Consider the following 20,660-nt stretch of genomic DNA (forward strand, 5'->3'; position numbering starts at 1 on the left):
CGTCTGCCGCGCGCCGCTCGCGCACGCCTGCACGCCCGACGCGGCGCGACGCACATTGATGCACAGAGGAGCATGTCATGTTGCCGACTCCCGAACAGGTCAAGCAATACATCGAGGCGGGCCTTGCCTGCACTCATCTGGAAGTCGAAGGCGACGGCCAGCATTTTTACGCGACGATCGTGTCGCCCGCGTTCGAGGGCAAGCGGCCGGTCGCGCGGCATCAGCTCGTGTACGCGGCGCTCGGCGAGCGCATGAAGCAGGAAATCCACGCGCTCAGCATGAAGACGCTGACGCCCGCCGAATGGCAGAACGTATAACCGGAAACGCCTAGTGCAAGTCACCGTCAACGAACGCGACGCCGTCGAGCGCGTCGCCACGGTAGCCCCGGCCGATAATCGGGAAGCGCAGGGATCAGGGATGGACAAGCTCGCGATCGACGGCGGCCGGCGTCTGGCCGGCGAGATCGCGGTGTCGGGCGCGAAGAATGCGGCGCTGCCGATTCTTTGCGCGAGCCTTTTGAGCGCGCAACCCGTTCATCTGGACAACGTGCCGGACCTGAAGGACGTGCGCACGATGCTCAAGCTGCTCGCCCAGATGGGGGTGCGCGAAGAGACGAGCGGCGCGCGCGTCGCGCTCGACGCATCGCGCGTCGACAATCCGGTCGCGCCCTACGAACTCGTGAAGACGATGCGCGCGTCGATTCTCGTGCTCGGGCCGCTCGTTGCGCGCTTCGGTTGTGCGAAGGTGTCGCTGCCGGGCGGTTGCGCGATCGGCGCGCGGCCGGTGGATCAGCACATCAAGGGCCTGCAGGCGATGGGCGCGGAGATTCAGATCGAGCACGGCTACATCGAGGCGCGCGCGAAACGTCTGAAGGGCGCGCGGATCGTCACCGACATGATCACCGTCACCGGCACCGAGAACCTGCTGATGGCGGCGACGCTCGCCGACGGCGAGACGGTGATCGAGAATGCCGCGCGCGAGCCGGAAGTGGCCGATCTCGCGCGCCTGCTCGTCGCGATGGGCGCGCGCATCGACGGGATCGGCACCGACCGGCTCGTGATCCAGGGCGTCGACGCGCTGCACGGCGCGGCGCACACGGTGATTGCGGACCGGATCGAGGCGGGCACGTTCCTGTGCGCGGTCGCGGCGGCGGGCGGCGACGTGACGCTGACCGGCATGCGCGCGCACATTCTCGACGCGGTGATCGACAAGCTGCGCGAAGCCGGTGTGACGATCGACGAAGGCGACGATTGGCTGCGCGTGCGGATGGACCGCCGCCCGCGGGCGGTGGCGATCCGCACGTCCGAATATCCGGCGTTTCCGACCGACATGCAGGCGCAGTTCATGGCGCTTAACGCGGTCGCCGACGGCACCGCGCCGGTGATCGAGACGATTTTCGAGAACCGTTTCATGCACGTGCAGGAGCTGAACCGGCTCGGCGCGAATATCACGATCGACGGCAACACGGCGCTCGTCGCGGGCGTGCCGAGGCTGTCCGGCGCGAACGTGATGGCGACCGACCTGCGCGCGTCCGCGAGCCTCGTGATCGCGGGGCTGACCGCGCACGGCGAGACGCTCGTCGAGCGGATCTATCATCTCGACCGCGGCTACGACCGGATGGAAGCGAAGCTGACGGCCGTCGGCGCGAGCGTGCGCCGTATTTCGGGGAGCCAAGCATGACGAGCGCACCGTTGACGCTGGCGTTGTCGAAAGGGCGTATCTTTGAGGAAACCGTGCCGCTGCTCGCGGCAGCGGGCGTGACGGTCGCCGAGGATCCGGAGCGTTCGCGCAAGCTGATCCTGCCGACCACCGATCCGAACCTGCGCGTGATCGTCGTGCGGGCGACGGACGTGCCCACCTACGTCGAGTACGGCGCGGCCGATTTCGGCGTGGCCGGCAAGGACGTGCTGATCGAGCACGGCGGCTCGGGGCTCTACCAGCCGATCGACCTGGACATCGCGCGCTGCCGGATGTCGGTGGCGGTGCCGGCGGGCTTCGATTATGCGAACGCGGTGCGTCAGGGCGCGCGGCTGCGCGTGGCGACGAAGTACGTGCAGACCGCCCGCGAGCATTTCGCCGCGAAGGGGGTGCACGTCGACCTGATCAAACTGTACGGTTCGATGGAGCTTGCGCCGCTCGTCGGCCTTGCCGACGCGATCGTCGATCTGGTGAGCTCGGGCGGCACGTTGAAGGCGAACAATTTGGTCGAGGTCGAGGAGATCATGCCGATCTCGTCACGCCTCGTCGTGAACCAGGCCGCGCTGAAGCTCAAGCGCGCCGCGCTGAAGCCGTTCCTCGACGCGTTCGAACGTGCGTCCAGACGAGACGGAATCTGACCCTGAAAGGCTTTCGGCGTATTACGGAACGGATGACAGCATGGCTATCAAGATTCGCAAACTCGATTCGGCAAACGAGGGTTTCGACGCCGAACTACGCACGGTGCTTGCGTTCGAGGCGAGCGAGGACGACGCGATCGAGCGCTCGGTCGCGCAGATTCTGGCGGACGTGAAGGCGCGCGGCGACGCCGCGGTGCTCGACTACACGAACCGCTTCGACCGGCTCGACGCGCCGAACGTCGCGGCGCTCGAGCTGCCGCTCGACGCGCTGCAGACGGCGCTCGACGGTCTGGAGCCGAAGCGCCGTGCGGCGCTAGAGGCCGCCGCCGCGCGCGTGCGCGCCTATCACGAGAAGCAGAAGATCGAATGCGGCAGCCATAGCTGGCAATACACGGAAGCCGACGGCACGGTGCTCGGGCAGAAAGTGACGCCGCTCGACCGCGTCGGCCTGTACGTGCCGGGCGGCAAGGCTGCTTATCCGTCGTCGGTGCTGATGAATGCGATTCCGGCGCGGGTCGCGGGCGTCGGCGAGATCGTGATGGTCGTGCCGACGCCGGACGGCGTGAAGAACGATCTGGTGCTCGCCGCTGCGCTGTTGGGCGGCGTCGACCGCGTGTTCACGATCGGCGGCGCGCAGGCCGTGGCCGCGCTCGCATACGGTACCGAGACGGTGCCTGCCGTCGACAAGATTTGCGGGCCGGGCAACGCCTATGTCGCGTCGGCGAAGCGCCGCGTGTTCGGCACGGTCGGCATCGACATGATTGCCGGACCGTCGGAAATCCTCGTGCTGTGCGACGGCACGACCGATCCGCATTGGGTCGCGATGGATTTGTTCTCGCAGGCCGAGCACGACGAGCTTGCGCAATCGATCCTGCTGTGCCCGGACGACGCGTTCATCGCGCGCGTCGAGAAGGCGATCGACGAGCTGCTGCCGTCGATGCCGCGCCAGGATGTGATCCGCGCGTCGCTCGAAAGCCGCGGCGCGCTCGTCAAGGTGCGCGACATGGAGCAGGCGTGCAGGATCGCGAACGACATCGCGCCCGAGCACCTCGAGATCTCCGCGCTCGAGCCGCAGCAATGGAGCAAGCTGATCCGTCATGCGGGCGCGATCTTCCTCGGCCGCTACACGAGCGAGAGTCTCGGCGACTACTGCGCGGGCCCGAACCACGTGCTGCCGACGTCGCGCACCGCGCGTTTCTCGTCGCCGCTCGGGGTCTACGATTTCTTCAAGCGTTCGAGCGTGATCGAAGTCAGCGCGGAAGGTGCGCAAACGCTTGGCGAGATCGCCTCCGAGCTTGCTTACGGGGAAGGATTGCAGGCGCATGCAAAAAGCGCCGAGTACCGGATGAGACAAAACGGCTGAGCGCCGCGCAAGCGCGACGCGAGCTGGAGCAACCAGAAAGACGATCCCCCGAGACCCGGCCGGCCGAGCCGTCTCGCGCGATGCCGGGCCTCGCGCGGGCGCGCTTTGCCGGAACCATGCGGCGCATGACGCCGCCGCCGCCATGACCACGCCAGAAGACATCATCCGCCGCGATGTGCTCGCGATGACCAGCTATCCTGTGCCCGACGCGACGGGCTTCGTGAAGCTCGACGCGATGGAGAACCCGTATGGGCTGCCCCAGCCGCTCGCGGCCGGACTCGGCGCGCGCCTTGCGCAGGTCGCGCTGAACCGCTATCCGGCGCCGCGTCCCGCCGCGCTGATCGACGCGCTGCGCACGGCGATGCGCGTGCCCGCCGGCTGCGACGTGCTGCTTGGCAACGGCTCGGACGAAATTATCGCGATGCTCGCGACCGCATGCGCGAAACCGGGCGCGAAGGTGCTCGCGCCGGTGCCGGGCTTCACGATGTACGAGCAACTCGCGCGGCTCGCGCAGCTTGACTTCGTCGGCGTGCCGCTCGCGGCCGATCTGACGCTCGACGTCGACGCGATGCTCGCGGCGCTTGCCGAGCACCAGCCGGCGCTCGTCTATCTCGCCTACCCGAACAACCCGACAGGCACGCTGTTCGCGCAGCGCGACATCGAGCGGATCATCGCGGCCGCGCGCGCGAGCCTCGTCGTGATCGACGAGGCGTACCAGCCGTTCGCGCAGCATAGCTGGCTGCCCCGCGCGGACGAGTTCGATAACGTGGTGGTGATGCGCACGATGTCGAAGCTCGGGCTCGCGGGCATCCGCCTGGGCTATCTCGTCGGGCGGCCGGCGTGGCTCGCGCATTTCGACAAGGTGCGCCCGCCTTATAACGTCAACGTGCTCACGCAGGCGGCGGCCGAATATCTGCTTGCGCATCTGGACGTGCTCGATGCGCAGGCCGCCGAGTTGCGCGCGGCGCGCGCCGGCCTGGCGCAGGCGATCGGCGCGCTGCCGGGCGCGACGATGTTTCCGAGCGCGGCGAATTTCCTGCTGGTGCGGGTGCCGGACGCGGCTGCCGCGTTCGATGTCCTTTTGACCGAGCGGGTGCTGGTCAAAAACGTGAGTAAAATGCATCCGTTGCTGGCCGATTGCTTGCGCATAACGATTGGGTCTCCCGACGAAAATGCGCGTCTTCTGGCCGCGTTGAAGCTGGCGCTGCCCTGACGGGCCACCTCGGGGCGCCGCGTTTCGGGTCCCCATTTAATTCAGTCAATTCAAGGAATCACCATGCGCGTGGCGCAAGTCGTTCGCAACACTAGCGAAACGCAGATCCGTGTGAAGATCGACCTCGACGGCGCGGGCAAGCAAAAGCTCGCGACCGGCGTGCCGTTTCTCGACCATATGCTCGATCAGATCGCGCGCCATGGTCTCGTCGATCTCGATATCGAAGCGCATGGCGACACCCACATCGACGATCACCATACGGTCGAGGACGTCGGCATCACGCTTGGCCAGGCCGTGGCGAAAGCGGTCGGCGACAAGAAGGGGATTCGCCGCTACGGCCATGCTTATGTGCCGCTCGACGAGGCGCTGTCGCGCGTCGTGATCGATTTCTCCGGGCGTCCGGGCCTCGAATTCCATGTGCCGTTCACGCGCGCGCGGATCGGCACGTTCGACGTCGATCTGTCGATCGAATTTTTCCGCGGCTTCGTCAATCATGCGGGTGTGACGCTGCATATCGACAATCTGCGCGGCGTCAATGCGCACCATCAGCTCGAGACGGTGTTCAAGGCGTTCGGCCGCGCGCTGAGAATGGCGGTGGAGCTGGACGAACGCGCGGCGGGGCAGATTCCGTCGACGAAAGGCAGCCTCTGAGTTCAGGCTGAACAGACAACGACCCACTGGCTTCGGCGGTTGCGCCGGATCGCGATGGACCTGCTCAAATCGTTCATTTCACTGCTCGCGCTGATCAATCCGCTCGGCGCGGTGCCGTTTTTTCTGAGCCTGACCGCTCAGCAGTCGGACGCGGAGCGCCATCACACCATCCGCATCGCGACAGTGTCGGTGTTCTGCGTGATTGCGGTGACGGCGTTGCTCGGCCAGCAGATCATCGATTTCTTCGGTATTTCGGTCGGCTCGCTGCAGGCGGGCGGCGGGATCATCATGCTGTTGATGGCGATTTCGATGCTCAACGCGCAGACCAGCAACACGCGCTCGACGCCGGAGGAGCGGGACGAGGCGGAATCGAAGAACAGCATCGCGGTCGTGCCGCTTGCCATTCCGCTGCTCACCGGGCCGGGCTCGATCAGCACGGTGATTGTTTATGCGGCGGGCGCTCACCACTGGTATGACCGGTTCGGGCTCGTCGCGATCGGCGCGGTGCTCGCGTTGCTGTGTTTTGGTGCGATGCAGCTGGCCGAGCCGATCGCGAACTGGATCGGCCGCACCGGCATCAACATCGTCACGCGGCTGATGGGTTTGATGCTGGCCGCGCTGGCCGTCGAATTCATTGCCAACGGCATCAAGGCCTTGTTGCCTGGACTGAAATGAAACCGCCGCCGCGCCGGCTCGGGCCGCTATTGCCGACGGATGGGGCCCGCTTGCCGGGCAGGACTGTTCGCCGGGGGCGGCCCGGTAAGTATTTGTCGATCTGGAACGGGCGCTGCCGCGCCGGCTCCGGTCCCTTGCAAAGCTGACATGAAAACTTCGATTGCGATTGTGGATTATGGGATGGGCAACCTGCGCTCGGTCGCGCAGGCGCTCATGAAAGCGGAGCCGGCCGCCGACGTGGCGATCGTCGATCGGCCTGAAGGGATTCGCGCGGCGGACCGCGTCGTGCTGCCGGGCCAAGGCGCGATGCCGGACTGCATGCGCTGCCTGAACGAGTCCGGCCTCAGGGATGCGGTGGTCGACGCAGCGCGCACCAAGCCGCTGCTCGGGGTGTGCATCGGCGAGCAGATGCTGTTCGATTGGAGTTCGGAAGGCGATACGCCGGGCCTCGGTCTGATGGCGGGCAAGGTGCTGCGCTTCGAGCTTGACGGCCGGCTGCAGGACGACGGCTCGCGCTTCAAGGTGCCGCAGATGGGCTGGAACCGCGTGCGCCAGACGCGGCCGCATCCGTTGTGGGACGGCGTGCCGGACGACACTTACTTCTATTTCGTGCATAGCTATTACGTCGTAACGGACGATCCGGCGCACATTGCGGGCGAAACCGATTATGGCGGCGTGTTTACGTCGGCGGTGGCGCGCGACAATCTCTTCGCGACCCAATTTCACCCGGAAAAAAGCGCGCAGGCAGGCTTGCGGCTGTACCGGAATTTTGTCCATTGGAACCCGTGACCGTGGCGCGGCAGCGACACGCAATTTACGCAAAACGCCCGTCACACGGGCTTTCCGGGCAGTTGCGCGCAACGAGTTGTACTAAACTAGCGACACGGCATCGCACCGGATGGGCCGGCGCACGCCTTTCGATCACTTCATTTTCCCCTGATAACACCCGATTGCTATGCTGCTGATTCCGGCCATCGATCTTAAAGACGGTCAGTGTGTGCGCCTCAAACAAGGCGATATGGACCAGGCGACGATTTTTTCCGAGGATCCCGCGGCGATGGCCCGTAAATGGGTCAATCTCGGGGCGCGGCGGTTGCATCTCGTCGATCTGAACGGCGCATTCGCCGGCAAGCCGAAAAATCTCGACGCGATCGAGGCGATTCTCGATGAAGTCGGCGACGAGATCCCCGTGCAACTGGGCGGCGGCATCCGCAGCCTCGAGACGATCGAGAAATATCTGGATGCAGGGTTGTCCTACGTGATCATCGGCACGGCGGCGGTGAAGGACCCGGGCTTTTTGCAGGACGCGTGCAGCGCGTTCGCGGGCAGCATTATCGTCGGCCTCGACGCGAAGGACGGCAAGGTCGCGACCGATGGCTGGAGCAAGCTGACGGGTCACGAAGTGGTCGATCTTGCGAAGAAGTTCGAGGATTACGGCGTCGAGTCGATCGTGTACACCGATATCGGCCGCGACGGGATGCTGCAGGGCATCAACATCGACGCGACCGTCAAGCTCGCACAGGCGGTCAGCATTCCGGTGATCGCAAGCGGCGGGCTGTCCAACCTCGCCGATATCGACAAGCTCTGCAGCGTGGAGGACGAAGGCATCGAGGGCGTGATTTGCGGCCGCGCGATCTACTCGGGCGATCTCGATTTCGCCGCCGCGCAAAAACGCGCGGACGAACTGAGCGGTGAACTCGACGACGCCTGACGCACGCCCGATCCGCCGATCGTTTTTTCGCCAGCCGGCCATGCGGGCGCGGCCGGCATTACTCGCGGCATGCCGCGCAACATCATGGCTTTAGCTAAACGCATCATCCCCTGTCTCGACGTGACCGCCGGGCGTGTCGTCAAGGGCGTCAATTTCGTCGAGTTGCGCGACGCGGGCGATCCCGTCGAGATCGCGCGTCGCTACGACGAGCAAGGCGCCGACGAACTCACGTTCCTCGACATTACCGCGACGTCGGACGGCCGCGATCTGATCCTGCCGATCATCGAGGCGGTGGCGTCGCAGGTATTCATCCCGCTCACGGTGGGCGGCGGCGTGCGCGCGGTCGAGGACGTCCGGCGGCTTTTGAACGCCGGCGCGGACAAGGTCAGCATGAATTCGTCGGCGGTCGCGAACCCTCAACTCGTGCGCGACGCGGCCGATAAATACGGCTCGCAGTGCATCGTCGTCGCGATCGACGCGAAGCGCGTGTCCGCCGACGGCGAGCCGCCGCGCTGGGAAGTGTTCACGCACGGCGGCCGCAAGCAAACCGGTCTCGAAGCGGTGGAATGGGCGCGCAAGATGGCCGGGCTGGGCGCGGGCGAGATCCTGCTGACGAGCATGGATCGCGACGGCACGAAGGCGGGCTTCGATCTCGCACTCACGCGCGCGGTATCGGACGCGGTGCCGGTGCCCGTGATCGCGTCGGGCGGCGTCGGCTCGCTCGAGCATCTGGCTGACGGCATCGTCGATGGCCACGCGGATGCCGTGCTGGCCGCAAGCATCTTTCATTATGGCGAGCACACGGTCGGCGAGGCGAAGCGCTTCATGGCCGCGCGCGGTATTCCGGTGAGGCAGGGATGAGTGACGAACGCAAGCCGGGCGGCTGGCTCGACAAGGTGCGCTGGGACGACAACGGGCTCGTGCCGGTGATCGCGCAGGATGCGGCGACCGGCGACGTGCTGATGTTCGCGTGGATGAACCGCGAGGCGCTGGCCAAGACGGTCGAGACCCAGCGCGCGGTGTATTTCTCGCGCTCGCGGCAGCGCTTGTGGTTCAAGGGCGAAGAGTCGGGCCACGTGCAGCATGTGCACGAGGTGCGGCTCGATTGCGACGAGGACGTCGTGCTGCTGAAGGTCGAGCAGGTCGCGGGTATCGCGTGCCATACCGGCCGGCGCTCGTGCTTCTTCCAGAAATTCGACGGCACCGTCGACGGCGGCGAATGGATCGCGGTCGATCCGGTGCTCAAAGACCCCGAACAGATCTACAAATGACGACGCAATCGACGACCACCGATACGCTGCTGCGCCTGGCCGCGGTGATCGACAGCCGCAAGGGCGGCGATCCCGAGCAATCCTACGTGTCGCGGCTCTTCCATAAGGGCGACGACGCGGTGCTGAAGAAAATCGGCGAGGAAGCGACCGAAGTGGTGCTCGCCGCGAAGGACGTGCGCCAGGGCGGCGCGCCGTCCGCGCTCGTCGGCGAAGTTGCCGACCTATGGTTTCATTGCCTCGTCGCGCTGTCTCATTTCGATCTCAGTCCCGCCGATGTGCTCGCCGAACTCGAGCGCCGCGAGGGAATGTCCGGCATCGAAGAGAAGGCGCTGCGCAAACGCCGCGAGCGCGAGGCGAACGGCGGATGAGAGCGGTGCGCGATTGCGTGCGCGTGAAATTTGTCATCAAAGGAGAATAGCATCATGCAAGAGTCGCCGAATTCGCTGCCGTCGCTTTCGACTGCGGCTTCCAGCGAACGCCTGCAATCGCTGCGTACATTGACGCACATTCTCTACCTGCTTTATGCGATTCATTGGCTGACAGGCGGTATTACGGGCATCGTCGCGATCATCATCAACTACGTGAAGCGCGACGATACGGTCGGCACCGCGTATCAAGCGCATTTCGAATGGCAGATCCGCACGTTCTGGCGCGCGCTGATTGCTTACTTGATCGGGTTCGCGCTGCTGATCGTCGGCGTCGGTTTCATCGTGCTGGGCGCGGTGTGGATTTGGACGCTGTATCGCATCATCAAAGGTTGGCTGTTTTTGAACGACAACAAGACGCTCGATCCGCAGGCCTGGTTCTGATCCACGCGAGCGCGCGTCAGGGAGCACGATGAGTCACGATCCGAATTGCCTGTTTTGCAAGATCGCAGCGGGCGACATTCCGAGCACGAAAGTGCACGAGGACGACGAATTCGTCGCGTTTCGCGACATCCGGCCCGCGGCCGACACGCATGTGCTCGTGATCCCGCGCCGGCACGTGCCGACGCTGTCGTCCGTCACCGCGGAAGACGCGCCGCTGCTTGGTAGAATGTTGGTCCTCGTCGCGAGGCTCGCCGAACAGCTAGGCTGCGCCTATGTGAGCAGCAATGGCGCGAGCGGCGAAACCGGCTTCCGGACAGTGATCAACACCGGGCCGGGCGGTGGGCAGGAGGTCTACCATCTGCATGCGCATATTCTGGCCGGGCCGCGTCCGTGGCGCCGGATGGGTTGAGCGGCGAGCGTGCGCCGTTCGGGCGAAGCCGGCGCGGGTTGGCCGGATTGAGAAATGGCGCCGCGAGGCCGGCGCGGTTAGGAGAGTTTCATCATGGGCGGATTGAGTATTTGGCACTGGCTGATCGTATTGCTGATCGTCGCGCTGGTGTTCGGCACGAAGAAACTGCGCAATATCGGCAGCGATCTCGGCGGTGCGGTCAAGGGCTTCAAGGACGGCATGCGCGATGCCGACGCGCCGGCGGACGCGCAGCAATTGCCGCGCTCGGGCTCGGTGAACGTCGACGCGAAGGATGCGGCGCGTTCGTCGGACTCGAACAAGGCGTGACGTATCGAAACTGACGGGGCGCCGCGATGCTCGATCTCGGTCTTTCGAAGATGGCGCTGATCGGCGTCGTCGCGCTCGTCGTGCTCGGCCCCGAGCGGCTGCCGCGCGTCGCGCGCACGGCGGGCGCCCTGTTCGGGCGCGCGCAGCGCTATATCAACGACGTGAAGTCCGAAGTCGCGCGTGAGATCGAACTCGATGCGCTGCGCTCGATGAAGAGCGATTTCGAGCAAGCCGCGCGCAACGTCGAGAATACGATTCACGACAATTTGCGCGAGCATGAGCGCGATCTCAATGCCGCGTGGCAATCGGCGGTATCGCCGGGCGAGCCGGCCGGTGGCGTTTCGGGCGGTTCCGGCGGCATGCTGGGCGATGCGGGCGCGCCGCTCGCCGATCCGTCGTGGAGCTTGGCGTCCGCCGTGCCGGCCAAGCGGCGCAACTGGCGCGTCAAGAAGTCTGCAACCCCCATTTGGTATAAGCGTGCGACCATGCGTCGCACTCAAGTGCAATCCGGCGCGGCGCGCGTCGCGCGGCATCGGCCGGCAAGCCTGCGGCGTCCTGTGCGCTTTTTCTGAGCGACGATGCACGTGCGTCATTTCAACCGAGGGCCGGTGTGAGCGACCCCCAGCGCAATCCGGACGAAGCGCCGGAAGAATCCTTCATCTCCCATCTCGTCGAACTGCGTGACCGCATCATCCGTGCGGGTGCGGCCGTGATCGTCGTGTTCCTCGGGCTCGTCTATTGGGCGCCCGATATTTTCCGGCTGCTTGCGCGGCCGTTGATGGAGAACTTGCCGAAAGGCGGCAGGATGATCGTCACCGACGTCACCGGCTCGTTCTTCGTGCCAATGAAGGTGACGATGCTCGTCGCGCTCGTGATTGCATTGCCCGTCGTGCTGTACCAGATCTGGGCGTTCGTCGCGCCAGGCCTTTACCAGCACGAGAAGAAACTTGTCGCGCCGCTCGTCGGCAGCAGCTACGTGCTGTTCCTTTGCGGGATGGCGTTTGCGTATTTCGTCGTGTTCCCGACGATTTTCCGCGTGATGGCGCATTACAACGCGCCGCTCGGCGCCGAAATGTCGACCGACATCGACAACTATCTGAGTTTCGTGCTCGGCATGTTCGTCGCGTTCGGTGTGACGTTCGAAGTGCCGGTCGTCGTCGTGCTGCTCGTGCGCATGGGTGTGCTGAGCGTGAAGAAGCTCAAGGAGATCCGGCCGTATGTGATTGTCGGCGCGTTTGTCGTCGCCGCGGTCGTTACGCCGCCTGACGTGTTCTCGCAGCTGATGCTCGCGCTGCCGCTCGTTCTGCTCTACGAAGCGGGAATCATCGCCGCGCGCCTGTTCGTGAGCGCGCCAAAAGCGAAAGAAGAGGACGAGGGAACGCCGGCAGCGGGTTGAACGACCGGCGCGTGGCGGCTTGCCGGATCTTCTCCGGCATGCCGCGCGCGGTTCCAGTGGCCGGGCTTGGAACCATGAGGCAACTCGTTCGATGCCGGATCGCCCCGCAGGATGCTGCCCGGAGTCGAATTGTCGGCTCGGGCGCAGCCGCGCCGCTGCGCGCGCCCTTACTCCTGCTCGTCGCCTTGGTCGTCCATTGCCTGCTTCGGCGGCGGCGGTCGCTTGCCGATCACCACCGTCACGTCGAACTCCTTGCCCTTGCGCACCACATGCACCTTCGTCGGCGTGCCCGGCTTGATCTGCGCAACGACGTTCAAGAGCTTCGTCGTGTCGGTGATCGACTCGTTCTCGATCGACATCAGGATGTCGCCCGGCTTGATGCCCGCCTTGTCCGCCGGGCCGCCTTGCAGCACGCCCGCGACGATCGCCCCCGATTTCTGCGACAGATTGAACGAATCGGCGATTTCGGGCGTCACGTCCTGCGGCTCGACGCCGATCCAGCCCCGCGTGACGGTACCCGTCGTGATGATGCTTTCGAGCACGTTGCGCGCGGTCGATACGGGAATCGCGAAGCCGATGCCGAGCGAGCCTCCCGAGCGCGAGTAGATCGCCGTGTTGATGCCGAGCAGGTTGCCGTTCACGTCGACGAGCGCACCGCCCGAATTGCCCGGATTGATCGCCGCGTCGGTCTGGATGAAGTTTTCGAACGTGTTGATGCCGAGATGGTTGCGCCCGAGCGCGCTGATGATGCCCATCGTCACCGTCTGGCCGACGCCGAACGGGTTGCCGATTGCCAGCACGACGTCGCCGACGCGCGATTGATCCGAGCGGCCGAGCGTGATCGTCGGCAAGTTCGGCGTGCTGATCTTCAGTACCGCAAGATCGGTCTCCGGATCGCTGCCGATCACTTTCGCGGTGGCGGTGCGGCCGTCGGCGAGCGCGACTTCGATCTGGTCCGCCCCGTCGACGACGTGCTGGTTCGTTAGAATGTAACCCTCCGCGCTTACGATGACGCCCGATCCCAGGTTCGCCGCCGGTTCTTCCTGCTGCTTGCGCGCGTTGCGGTCGCCGAAGAAATAGCGGAAGAGCGGATCCTTCGCGCGGGGATCGGACGGCAGCGTGCCGTCCTTGCTGGAAAATACGTTGACGACCGCGGGCATCGCCTTCTGTGCGGCGTCCGCATACGACGCTTGCGCAGGCGCGCCGCCCACGCCGGGCGCCACTTCCCGCAGCGCGACGATCGGCGATGCGAGTTGCTTGCCGAGTTGTCCCTGCCGTTGCAGCCACTGCGGCTTGAGCGTCGCGACGATGAACATCAGTGCGAGCAGCACCGTCACCGCTTGGGCGAAGAACAGCCAGAAGCGTCTAAGCATTTGAAGATATTAGAGGTTTATATGGATCGGATCGAACTTGAATTGTACTTGAACAATACCCTCGAAACGTCGCGGTTCAAGGATTACAGCCCCAACGGTCTTCAGGTGGAAGGCAGGCGGAAGATTGAAAAGATCGCGACCGGCGTGACAGCCTCGCTTGCGTTTATCGATCGCGCGCTCGAATGGGGCGCCGATGCGGTGCTCGTCCATCACGGCTATTTCTGGCGCAACGAGGCGCCGCAGATCACCGGGCGCAAACAGCAGCGCCTGAAGCGCCTGCTTGCGAACGACCTGAATCTGTTCGGGTACCACCTGCCGCTCGACGCGCATCCGGAACTCGGCAACAACGCGCAGTTGGGCGAGCGCTTGGGCCTGATCGGCGACAGCCGTTTCGGCGATCAGGACCTCGGCTGGATGGCGACGCTGCCAATGCCGGTCACGCTCGAGCATTTCGCGGCGAAGGTCGAAAACACGCTTGGACGCACGCCGCTCGTGCTCGGCGATGCGGATCAGCCGTTGCGCCGCGTCGCGTGGTGCACGGGCGGCGCGCAAAGCTATTTCGACGCGGCGATCGACGCGGGCGCCGATGTGTTCCTGACAGGCGAGGCGTCCGAATTCGTCACGCATGCGTCGGCGGAAAGCGGCGTCGCGTTCGTTGCCGCAGGGCACCATGCGACCGAACGATTCGGCATTCAGGCGCTCGGCCGCCATTTATCCGAGCGATTCGATCTCGAACATATTTTTATCGATATTCATAACCCGGTTTAATTCGGTAAATTGATGCGCCGCATCTAAATGGAAATGGATGCGGCGACGCTCAAGGGCTTATCGGGCGGTGCTTGCCGATAGTTCGGGGAAACCCTTGATTAATAATCGAGTCCGAAGAGATTTCGCATTCGGCTCTTGTAAATGACGACTCCATTCGAGCAAACTAGCGGCGGTACGAAATGCCGTGACGAAAATCCAACTCAGAATTGGGGCGTGTAATGCGAGACAAGGAAGAGGAGCACGTCGATAGTAGTCGCCGGACCTGGCTGATTGCGACATCGGTGGCAAGCGGCGTCGGCGGCGTCGCCACCGTCATACCTTTTGCGGCGTCGCTCGCGCCGTCCACCAAGGCGAAGGCGGCCGGCGCGCCGGTCGAAGTCGACATCGGCGCGCTGAAGCCCGGCGAGATGCTGACCGTCGCGTGGCGCGGCAAGCCGGTCTGGGTGTTGAACCGCACCGACGCGATGCTTGCCGACGTTCCGAAGGCGGACAAGGAAGTCGCCGATCCGCTGTCGAAATCCCCGTATTCGATGCCGCTGCCCGCGTATTGCGCGAACGAATACCGGTCGCGCGCCGAGCACAAGAACATCCTGGTCGTGATGGCGGTGTGCACGCACCTCGGCTGCACGCCGAGCCAGCGTTTCACGCCGGGGCCGCAGCCCAACTTGCCCGACGATTGGCCGGGCGGCTTCCTATGCCCGTGCCATGGCTCGACGTACGATCTCGCCGGCCGCGTCTTCAAGAACAAGCCGGCGCCGCAGAATCTGGACGTCCCGCCGTACATGTTCACGTCGGCCACCACGCTCGTGATCGGCAAGGACGAGAAAGGAGAGGCGTAAATGGCGACCGATAACAAAGAGATCTCCACGACAGGCTTGCTAGGCTGGGTCGACCAGCGCTTTCCTCTCACTTCCACCTGGAAAAAGCACGTTTCCGAGTATTACGCGCCGAAGAACTTCAACGTCTGGTACTTCTTCGGCTCGCTCGCGCTGCTCGTGCTCGTCAACCAGATCGTCACCGGCATCTTCCTGACGATGAACTACAAGCCCGACTCGACGCTCGCGTTCGCGTCGGTCGAGTACATCATGCGCGAGGTGCCTTGGGGCTGGCTGATCCGCTACATGCATTCGACGGGCGCGTCGATGTTCTTCGTCGTCGTCTATCTGCACATGTTCCGCGGCCTTTTGTACGGCTCGTACCGTAAGCCGCGCGAACTCGTGTGGATCTTCGGCTGCGCGATTTTCCTATGCCTGATGGCCGAGGCATTCTTCGGCTATCTGCTGCCGTGGGGACAGATGTCGTACTGGGGCGCGCAGGTGATCGTGAACCTGTTCTCGGCGATTCCGTTTGTCGGCCCGGACTTGTCGCTGTGGATTCGCGGCGATTACGTCGTGTCCGACGTCACGCTGAACCGCTTCTTCGCGTTTCACGTGATCGCGATCCCGCTCGTGCTCGTGGGGCTTGTCGTCGCGCACTTGGTCGCCCTTCACGAAGTCGGATCGAACAATCCGGACGGTATCGAGATCAAGGCGAAGAAGGACGAGAACGGCATTCCGCTCGACGGCATTCCGTTTCATCCGTACTACTCGGTGCACGACTTCTTCGGCGTCTGCGTGTTCCTGATGGTGTTCGCGTTGATCGTGTTCTTCATGCCGGAGATGGGCGGCTATTTCCTCGAAGCGAACAATTTCGTTCCCGCGAATCCGTTGCAGACACCGCCCGAAATCGCGCCCGTCTGGTACTTCACCGCGTTCTACGCGATGCTGCGCGCGACCACCGATCCGTTCAAGATCGTGCTGATGATCGTCATCGCGCTGCTCGGGGTGCTTGCGCTCATTCGCGCGCGCGGCAAGTGGAAGATCGCGCTGCCGGTGCTCGCTGCCGCGCTCGTCGTCTTCATGTATGCGACCGAATCGAAGTTCTGGGGCGTCGTCGTGATGGGCTCGGCCGTCGTCACGCTGTTCTTTCTGCCGTGGCTCGACAGGAGCCCGGTCAAATCCATCCGCTACCGGCCGTTTTTTCACAAGGTGTTTTTCGGGATCTTCGTTGCCGCGTTCCTGACGCTTGCGTTCCTCGGCACGCGGCCGCCTTCGCCCGCCGCGACGCTGATCGCGCAGATTTGCGCGCTCGTCTACTTCGCGTTTTTCCTCGGCATGCCGTTTTGGACGCCGCTGGGCAGATTCAAGCAGCCGCCCGAACGCGTGCGGTTCAAACCCCATTGATCGTCGCGAGCGAGGAGAATTCGTATGAAGAAATTGCTTTTGACGCTCGCAATGTTTACTGTGGCGGTATGTCTGCTGGCGAGTGCGCCCGCGCGGGCCGACGAAGGCGGATTTCCGCTCGACCGGGCTCCCGATAACGTGGAGAATCTCGTCTCCTTGCAACATGGCGCGCAATTGTTCGTGAACTATTGCCTGAACTGCCATAGTGCAAACCTGATGCGCTATAACCGGCTGACGGATCTCGGCATCTCGCAAAAGGAGATCGAGGCGAATTTGCTGTTTACGACCGATAAGGTCGGCAACACGATGAGCGTCGCGATGCGGCCGGACGATGCGAAGAACTGGCTTGGCGTCGCACCGCCCGATCTGTCCGTCGAAGCGCGTGCACGCGGCCGCGATTGGCTATACACGTATCTGCGCAGTTTCTACCGCGACGATACGCGGCCGACCGGCTGGAACAACGCGGTGTTCGCGAATGTCGGGATGCCGCACGTGTTGTGGCAGCTTCAGGGGCAGCGCATTGCGAAATTCGAGGAAAAGACGGACGACGAAACGGGCGAGAAGGTGCGCAAGCTCGTCGGATTCCAGCAGGTAACGCCGGGCACGTTGTCGCCGGTGGATTACGACACCGCCGTTGGCGATCTGGTCGCGTACCTGAGCTGGATGTCCGAGCCCGAGCAACAGACCCGCAAGCGCCTCGGCGTATGGGTACTGCTGTTCCTCGGCGTCCTGACCTTCCTTGCATGGCGGCTCAATGCCGCCTACTGGAAAGATATCAAGTAATCACGCTTTGACCGGCGTGGGGCCAGTGCAACGAAGAGCCAGCGGCTCTTCCGAGCGCTGGCCTTCGGTTTTTGAGGAAACGCAAACATGATGGTTCTGTATTCCGGTACGACTTGTCCGTTCTCCCAGCGTTGCCGGCTGGTGCTGTTCGAAAAGGGCATGGATTTCGAGATTCGCGACGTCGACTTGTTCAACAAGCCGGAAGATATCGCCGTGATGAATCCATACGGACAGGTGCCGATTCTCGTCGAGCGGGATCTGATTCTGTACGAATCGAACATCATCAACGAGTACATCGACGAGCGCTTCCCGCATCCGCAACTGATGCCAGCCGATCCGGTTCAACGCGCGCGCGCGCGCCTGTTCCTGCTTAACTTCGAGAAGGAATTGTTCGTGCACGTGAGCACGCTCGAGAACGAGAAGGGCAAGGCAGCGGAGAAGAACCACGAGAAGGCGCGCCTCGCGATCCGCGATCGGCTGACGCAGCTCGCCCCCATCTTCTTGAAGAACAAGTACATGCTCGGCGAAGAGTTCTCGATGCTCGACGTCGCGATCGCGCCGTTGCTTTGGCGTCTCGATCACTACGGAATCGAGCTGTCGAAGAATGCGGCGCCGTTGATGAAGTACGCGGAGCGGATCTTCAGCCGTCCTGCGTATATCGAAGCGCTGACGCCGTCCGAAAAGGTCATGCGTCGTTAAGCTGGGTGACTGGGAGGCGGATACGGCAGGTGCTCGCCTGTTCGCTTCCATTCGAGGATGGCGATGCAAGAAATTTCCACGAAGCCTTATTTGCTGCGCGCGCTGTACGAATGGTGCACGGATAACGGCTATACACCGCACATCGCGGTGCGGGTTGACAAGGCGACGCGCGTGCCGCGTCAGTTCGTGCGCGACGGCGAGATCGTATTGAACATCAGCTTCGAGGCGACGAGCCAGTTGCAGATGGGCAATGAATGGATCGAATTTACCGCGCGATTCTCCGGCAAGGCGCACAAGATCGAGGTGCCGGTTGCCAATGTGCTCGCGATTTATGCGCGCGAGAATGGGCAGGGAATGGCGTTCCAGGTCGATGTCGCGGCGGAGTTCGGCGAGGACGGGGAAAGCGCGGCGGATGACGGCGGCCAGGGTGACGGGCGCGGTGCAGTGGCTGAAGATGTGGCCGAAGATGTGGCGGAGGGGTCGGCTGCTGCCGAACCGGCGGCCGACGATCCTGACGGCGCCGGCGATCCGCCGATGTCCGACGGTGACGGTGCGAATAAAGGCGGACGGCCGCGCCTCAAGATCGTGAAATGAGGTAGAATTGTCAGTCTTGCCGGCTTAGCTCATCTGGTAGAGCAGTTGATTTGTAATCATCAGGTGGCGGGTTCGAGTCCTGCAGCCGGCACCAATAAAATCAAGGGGTTACGCGATGTTTGCGTAACCCCTTCGCGTTTTCAATCACCCCCTCACGTTTCCAATGCGCGTCAGCGGGACCGTTTTACCGCCCTTGCGCCGCATACGTACCGCATTATCATATCCAGTCCGCTGTGTCCTGCCAGATGCTGTCCGGCCTTCCATCCTTCGTCGATCGTCCTGTGCGTGACGCCGCGCACGCGAAGATCGCGGAATGGAAATTTCGCCTTGTCGATGCCGACAAGCTCGCGCGCCTTATCGAAGCCCGAACGCAGCTTGCCCCTCGTGAGCGGATAGCCTTCCTCGTCTCGCAACAGGTAAGGCGAGATGTCCGACCTTCGAACTGCGCCAGGCGAGCAGACGCTCGATCAGCCCCGTCATTGATCGATCTACGCGTCTACTTCGGAATCCAGTTCACGAATGCGAAGGTAACGTCTGCGATCGGGTCGATGAAATTGAGCGTGATCAGCAGCATCGCGATCAGGAAGATCTTGATGCTCTTCGTGATATTAGGCGACGTGTCCCGGAGGAATGAATGCAGGATCACCCAGCTAAGCAGCCATGCCGCGAGCGCGATGATTTCCTTGCCGGAGTATGGCCCGATGGAGCCGCCCGGTCCGGTGCCGGTCGCACCGGGAATCCACTTTCCGGCCTGATATACGATCGCTTCGATTGCCTTGGAGCGGTTTGCGATCTTATCAGCGAGCAATAACGCGAATTCGGCACAGGGGACCGCGAACAGGGCGGCCACTAACGGGCCGGTCGGGCGCAGTTCGCTGATAGTACTGTTTAAGGTCGTGGTCATGGACTTCGTCCTACAGGAACTGAACTTTGGCGATTGACATCCCCATGACGGCGCCCGCCATCAGGAATGCCCAAGCGGCGATCAGCAGTACGCCGATCACCGCAGCGACACGCTGATCCCGAGCCGACTGCTGGCCGTAGTAGTACAGCAGAAAGGCGGCACCGATGTATAGAGGCAGTGGCAGCAGGCAGATGAATTCCTTGAACTCCATCACCACGTTCTGGAAGAATGGCGCGGAATCCAGCAGACGCTGGCGCGCACCGCCTACGCCACGATAGGGCATGTACGCCCAGTTGCCGCTGATCACCACCAGCGCGGACAAGCCGACGCACCACAAGATCAGCCGCCGAATCGTCGGGAGTCGCGATGCAGCACCGCGCAGCAGGTAAATGGCTTGATGGCCCGCATAGCTGCCGAACACCACCATGCCGACGGCGGATAGTGCATGCACCGTCGCATGCCAACGAAACTGGGTCGGGTGCCAGAGGTTGAGCAATGGCCACAACAACAGAAGGAACGCACTCGCCCAGGCTTGCGCTACCACGATGCGCTTGGACAATTGACGCAGGTCGGCTGATTCGGCTGCAGCGAGGCTGCTTGCTTGTCTCAGGGATTCGCTTGTGATCGTCGATTCGTTTATGACTGTTTGCTATGCTGGGGCAGTTGTCAAATTAATTGGTAAAACTAATTATTTAGAAGGGAGCGTTGAAGCAGGGCGAAGCGTCGGACGTGAGAGGCCGGGACGGCCGCCACTTGCCGTTTGACAAATCATCAGACTTCGACAGTTCCATACGATAGTTGTGATGTGTCGGAAGGTAAAGGAGCAACGCGCGGCCTTTTAGGTAGAAACGCTATGCGAGCACGTTTAAAAATAATTGTTTTGTATGGCATGCCACATAGGCGTGCAATCGCGATTCGTCACTCGGGGAGTTCGTCTTTCAATGCGATGAAATGAGTTTACAAATGCATATTGCAGACGGTCGCGTATCTTTTACGACGTCGTCAAATTGAACAGCAAAAAGAGATGGCGGCCGTGCTGTCTTGATCAAGGTGGGGCGCTGCAGGCGAAGCGTTCAATATGCCGGCGTCCCGTTGAGCAGGCGGAACGAGTTCTTCGATCATGCAAACGAACCGACGCGAATATCGTTAGGCATAC

At 63.2% G+C, this 20,660-nt stretch carries 26 protein-coding genes and 1 tRNA gene; 24 read left to right on the forward strand and 3 right to left on the reverse strand.

Translation table 11 applies throughout. The features are described from left to right. Positions 1–77: 77 nt before the first annotated feature. The 17 genes from AQ611_RS03005 to tatC all read left to right on the forward strand — a co-directional run bounded on the left by AQ611_RS03005 (position 78) and on the right by tatC (position 12,161). Positions 78–317 carry a BolA family protein gene (locus tag AQ611_RS03005; protein WP_059512395.1) on the forward strand — a complete coding sequence of 80 codons (240 nt, stop codon included), beginning with the start codon at positions 78–80 and terminating at the stop codon, positions 315–317. A 13-nt stretch (positions 318–330) separates the two neighbouring features. Beyond that, positions 331–1,680 (forward strand): UDP-N-acetylglucosamine 1-carboxyvinyltransferase, encoded by a 1,350-nt coding sequence (gene murA, locus AQ611_RS03010; RefSeq protein WP_069233680.1) that lies wholly within the window; start codon positions 331–333, stop codon positions 1,678–1,680. Further along, a complete protein-coding gene (hisG, locus tag AQ611_RS03015; protein WP_059512393.1) occupies positions 1,677–2,336 on the forward strand; it encodes an ATP phosphoribosyltransferase in 660 nt (219 codons plus the stop codon). The genes murA and hisG overlap by 4 nt, the downstream gene beginning before the upstream one ends. Positions 2,337–2,376: 40 nt before the next feature. Further along, positions 2,377–3,699 carry a histidinol dehydrogenase gene (gene hisD / locus AQ611_RS03020; protein WP_069233681.1) on the forward strand — a complete coding sequence of 441 codons (1,323 nt, stop codon included), beginning with the start codon at positions 2,377–2,379 and terminating at the stop codon, positions 3,697–3,699. A 142-nt stretch (positions 3,700–3,841) separates the two neighbouring features. Beyond that, a complete protein-coding gene (gene hisC / locus AQ611_RS03025) occupies positions 3,842–4,912 on the forward strand; it encodes a histidinol-phosphate transaminase (protein WP_069233682.1) in 1,071 nt (356 codons plus the stop codon). Between the two features lie 63 nt (positions 4,913–4,975). After that, the gene (gene hisB, locus AQ611_RS03030) at positions 4,976–5,563 is read left to right on the forward strand and encodes an imidazoleglycerol-phosphate dehydratase HisB (RefSeq protein ID WP_059512390.1); all 588 of its coding nucleotides are present in this window, start codon (positions 4,976–4,978) and stop codon (positions 5,561–5,563) included. Between the two features lie 54 nt (positions 5,564–5,617). After that, complete coding sequence (locus tag AQ611_RS03035; protein ID WP_059512389.1) at positions 5,618–6,238, forward strand: YchE family NAAT transporter; 621 nt, start codon at positions 5,618–5,620, stop codon at positions 6,236–6,238. Positions 6,239–6,385: 147 nt separating this feature from the next. Then, positions 6,386–7,027 carry an imidazole glycerol phosphate synthase subunit HisH gene (gene hisH, locus AQ611_RS03040; RefSeq protein ID WP_069233683.1) on the forward strand — a complete coding sequence of 214 codons (642 nt, stop codon included), beginning with the start codon at positions 6,386–6,388 and terminating at the stop codon, positions 7,025–7,027. Positions 7,028–7,193: 166 nt separating this feature from the next. Continuing rightward, positions 7,194–7,949: a 1-(5-phosphoribosyl)-5-[(5-phosphoribosylamino)methylideneamino]imidazole-4-carboxamide isomerase gene (hisA, locus tag AQ611_RS03045; RefSeq protein ID WP_059512387.1), complete on the forward strand. Its 756-nt coding sequence runs from the start codon at positions 7,194–7,196 to the stop codon at positions 7,947–7,949. 84 nt (positions 7,950–8,033) lie between these two features. Continuing rightward, positions 8,034–8,810, forward strand: a complete 777-nt coding sequence (gene hisF, locus AQ611_RS03050; protein WP_059512447.1) for an imidazole glycerol phosphate synthase subunit HisF — start codon at positions 8,034–8,036, stop codon at positions 8,808–8,810. Then, positions 8,807–9,220 carry a phosphoribosyl-AMP cyclohydrolase gene (hisI, locus tag AQ611_RS03055; protein ID WP_059512386.1) on the forward strand — a complete coding sequence of 138 codons (414 nt, stop codon included), beginning with the start codon at positions 8,807–8,809 and terminating at the stop codon, positions 9,218–9,220. The genes hisF and hisI overlap by 4 nt, the downstream gene beginning before the upstream one ends. Beyond that, on the forward strand, positions 9,217–9,588 hold the full coding sequence (locus tag AQ611_RS03060) for a phosphoribosyl-ATP diphosphatase (protein ID WP_059512385.1): 372 nt from the start codon (positions 9,217–9,219) through the stop codon (positions 9,586–9,588). The genes hisI and AQ611_RS03060 overlap by 4 nt, the downstream gene beginning before the upstream one ends. 54 nt (positions 9,589–9,642) lie before the next feature. Beyond that, on the forward strand, positions 9,643–10,029 hold the full coding sequence (locus AQ611_RS03065; protein WP_059512384.1) for a DUF4870 family protein: 387 nt from the start codon (positions 9,643–9,645) through the stop codon (positions 10,027–10,029). A 28-nt stretch (positions 10,030–10,057) separates the two neighbouring features. Next, complete coding sequence (locus AQ611_RS03070) at positions 10,058–10,438, forward strand: histidine triad nucleotide-binding protein (RefSeq protein ID WP_059512383.1); 381 nt, start codon at positions 10,058–10,060, stop codon at positions 10,436–10,438. A 93-nt stretch (positions 10,439–10,531) separates the two neighbouring features. Continuing rightward, entirely contained in the window at positions 10,532–10,765 is a 234-nt protein-coding gene (tatA, locus tag AQ611_RS03075; protein ID WP_059512382.1) for a Sec-independent protein translocase subunit TatA, read from the forward strand. Positions 10,766–10,791: 26 nt separating this feature from the next. Then, positions 10,792–11,337: a Sec-independent protein translocase protein TatB gene (gene tatB / locus AQ611_RS03080; RefSeq protein ID WP_069233684.1), complete on the forward strand. Its 546-nt coding sequence runs from the start codon at positions 10,792–10,794 to the stop codon at positions 11,335–11,337. A 38-nt stretch (positions 11,338–11,375) separates the two neighbouring features. Continuing rightward, positions 11,376–12,161, forward strand: a complete 786-nt coding sequence (tatC, locus tag AQ611_RS03085) for a twin-arginine translocase subunit TatC (protein ID WP_069233685.1) — start codon at positions 11,376–11,378, stop codon at positions 12,159–12,161. A 167-nt stretch (positions 12,162–12,328) separates the two neighbouring features. On the opposite strand, the gene AQ611_RS03090 is transcribed toward tatC, so the two are convergent. Continuing rightward, the gene (locus AQ611_RS03090) at positions 12,329–13,534 is read right to left on the reverse strand and encodes a Do family serine endopeptidase (RefSeq protein WP_059512379.1); all 1,206 of its coding nucleotides are present in this window, start codon (positions 13,532–13,534) and stop codon (positions 12,329–12,331) included. Positions 13,535–13,555: 21 nt separating this feature from the next. On the opposite strand from AQ611_RS03090, the gene AQ611_RS03095 reads away from it, so the two are divergent. From AQ611_RS03095 to AQ611_RS03125, 7 genes are all read left to right on the forward strand, one after another. Then, positions 13,556–14,302 (forward strand): Nif3-like dinuclear metal center hexameric protein, encoded by a 747-nt coding sequence (locus AQ611_RS03095; protein ID WP_059512378.1) that lies wholly within the window; start codon positions 13,556–13,558, stop codon positions 14,300–14,302. 218 nt (positions 14,303–14,520) lie between these two features. Then, entirely contained in the window at positions 14,521–15,141 is a 621-nt protein-coding gene (petA, locus tag AQ611_RS03100) for a ubiquinol-cytochrome c reductase iron-sulfur subunit (protein ID WP_059512377.1), read from the forward strand. Then, the gene (locus AQ611_RS03105) at positions 15,142–16,524 is read left to right on the forward strand and encodes a cytochrome b (protein WP_059512376.1); all 1,383 of its coding nucleotides are present in this window, start codon (positions 15,142–15,144) and stop codon (positions 16,522–16,524) included. A 24-nt stretch (positions 16,525–16,548) separates the two neighbouring features. Beyond that, complete coding sequence (locus AQ611_RS03110; RefSeq protein WP_069233686.1) at positions 16,549–17,307, forward strand: cytochrome c1; 759 nt, start codon at positions 16,549–16,551, stop codon at positions 17,305–17,307. Positions 17,308–17,394: 87 nt separating this feature from the next. Further along, positions 17,395–18,006 (forward strand): glutathione S-transferase N-terminal domain-containing protein, encoded by a 612-nt coding sequence (locus tag AQ611_RS03115; protein ID WP_027797364.1) that lies wholly within the window; start codon positions 17,395–17,397, stop codon positions 18,004–18,006. A 63-nt stretch (positions 18,007–18,069) separates the two neighbouring features. Continuing rightward, the gene (locus AQ611_RS03120; RefSeq protein ID WP_059512446.1) at positions 18,070–18,600 is read left to right on the forward strand and encodes a ClpXP protease specificity-enhancing factor; all 531 of its coding nucleotides are present in this window, start codon (positions 18,070–18,072) and stop codon (positions 18,598–18,600) included. 18 nt (positions 18,601–18,618) lie between these two features. After that, positions 18,619–18,694 (forward strand) — tRNA-Thr (locus AQ611_RS03125). 402 nt (positions 18,695–19,096) lie between these two features. Here the strand turns inward: AQ611_RS03125 and AQ611_RS03135 are convergent. Next, a complete protein-coding gene (locus AQ611_RS03135; protein ID WP_069233688.1) occupies positions 19,097–19,504 on the reverse strand; it encodes a hypothetical protein in 408 nt (135 codons plus the stop codon). A 10-nt stretch (positions 19,505–19,514) separates the two neighbouring features. Further along, positions 19,515–20,063, reverse strand: a complete 549-nt coding sequence (locus AQ611_RS03140; protein ID WP_083237211.1) for a hypothetical protein — start codon at positions 20,061–20,063, stop codon at positions 19,515–19,517. Positions 20,064–20,660: the final 597 nt, after the last annotated feature.

The organism is Burkholderia singularis (assembly GCF_001718875.1).
GTDB lineage: Bacteria > Pseudomonadota > Gammaproteobacteria > Burkholderiales > Burkholderiaceae > Burkholderia > Burkholderia singularis.

Coding starts and splice junctions, on each gene's coding strand:
- AQ611_RS03005 (WP_059512395.1), top strand. CDS start 78: ATGTTGCCGACTCCCGAACAGGTCAAGCAATACATCGAGGCGGGCCTT.
- hisG (WP_059512393.1), top strand. CDS start 1,677: ATGACGAGCGCACCGTTGACGCTGGCGTTGTCGAAAGGGCGTATCTTT.
- hisD (WP_069233681.1), top strand. CDS start 2,377: ATGGCTATCAAGATTCGCAAACTCGATTCGGCAAACGAGGGTTTCGAC.
- hisC (WP_069233682.1), top strand. CDS start 3,842: ATGACCACGCCAGAAGACATCATCCGCCGCGATGTGCTCGCGATGACC.
- hisB (WP_059512390.1), top strand. CDS start 4,976: ATGCGCGTGGCGCAAGTCGTTCGCAACACTAGCGAAACGCAGATCCGT.
- AQ611_RS03035 (WP_059512389.1), top strand. CDS start 5,618: ATGGACCTGCTCAAATCGTTCATTTCACTGCTCGCGCTGATCAATCCG.
- hisH (WP_069233683.1), top strand. CDS start 6,386: ATGAAAACTTCGATTGCGATTGTGGATTATGGGATGGGCAACCTGCGC.
- hisA (WP_059512387.1), top strand. CDS start 7,194: ATGCTGCTGATTCCGGCCATCGATCTTAAAGACGGTCAGTGTGTGCGC.
- hisF (WP_059512447.1), top strand. CDS start 8,034: ATGGCTTTAGCTAAACGCATCATCCCCTGTCTCGACGTGACCGCCGGG.
- hisI (WP_059512386.1), top strand. CDS start 8,807: ATGAGTGACGAACGCAAGCCGGGCGGCTGGCTCGACAAGGTGCGCTGG.
- AQ611_RS03060 (WP_059512385.1), top strand. CDS start 9,217: ATGACGACGCAATCGACGACCACCGATACGCTGCTGCGCCTGGCCGCG.
- AQ611_RS03065 (WP_059512384.1), top strand. CDS start 9,643: ATGCAAGAGTCGCCGAATTCGCTGCCGTCGCTTTCGACTGCGGCTTCC.
- AQ611_RS03070 (WP_059512383.1), top strand. CDS start 10,058: ATGAGTCACGATCCGAATTGCCTGTTTTGCAAGATCGCAGCGGGCGAC.
- tatA (WP_059512382.1), top strand. CDS start 10,532: ATGGGCGGATTGAGTATTTGGCACTGGCTGATCGTATTGCTGATCGTC.
- tatB (WP_069233684.1), top strand. CDS start 10,792: ATGCTCGATCTCGGTCTTTCGAAGATGGCGCTGATCGGCGTCGTCGCG.
- AQ611_RS03090 (WP_059512379.1), bottom strand. CDS start 13,534: ATGCTTAGACGCTTCTGGCTGTTCTTCGCCCAAGCGGTGACGGTGCTG.
- AQ611_RS03095 (WP_059512378.1), top strand. CDS start 13,556: ATGGATCGGATCGAACTTGAATTGTACTTGAACAATACCCTCGAAACG.
- petA (WP_059512377.1), top strand. CDS start 14,521: ATGCGAGACAAGGAAGAGGAGCACGTCGATAGTAGTCGCCGGACCTGG.
- AQ611_RS03105 (WP_059512376.1), top strand. CDS start 15,142: ATGGCGACCGATAACAAAGAGATCTCCACGACAGGCTTGCTAGGCTGG.
- AQ611_RS03110 (WP_069233686.1), top strand. CDS start 16,549: ATGAAGAAATTGCTTTTGACGCTCGCAATGTTTACTGTGGCGGTATGT.
- AQ611_RS03115 (WP_027797364.1), top strand. CDS start 17,395: ATGATGGTTCTGTATTCCGGTACGACTTGTCCGTTCTCCCAGCGTTGC.
- AQ611_RS03120 (WP_059512446.1), top strand. CDS start 18,070: ATGCAAGAAATTTCCACGAAGCCTTATTTGCTGCGCGCGCTGTACGAA.
- AQ611_RS03135 (WP_069233688.1), bottom strand. CDS start 19,504: ATGACCACGACCTTAAACAGTACTATCAGCGAACTGCGCCCGACCGGC.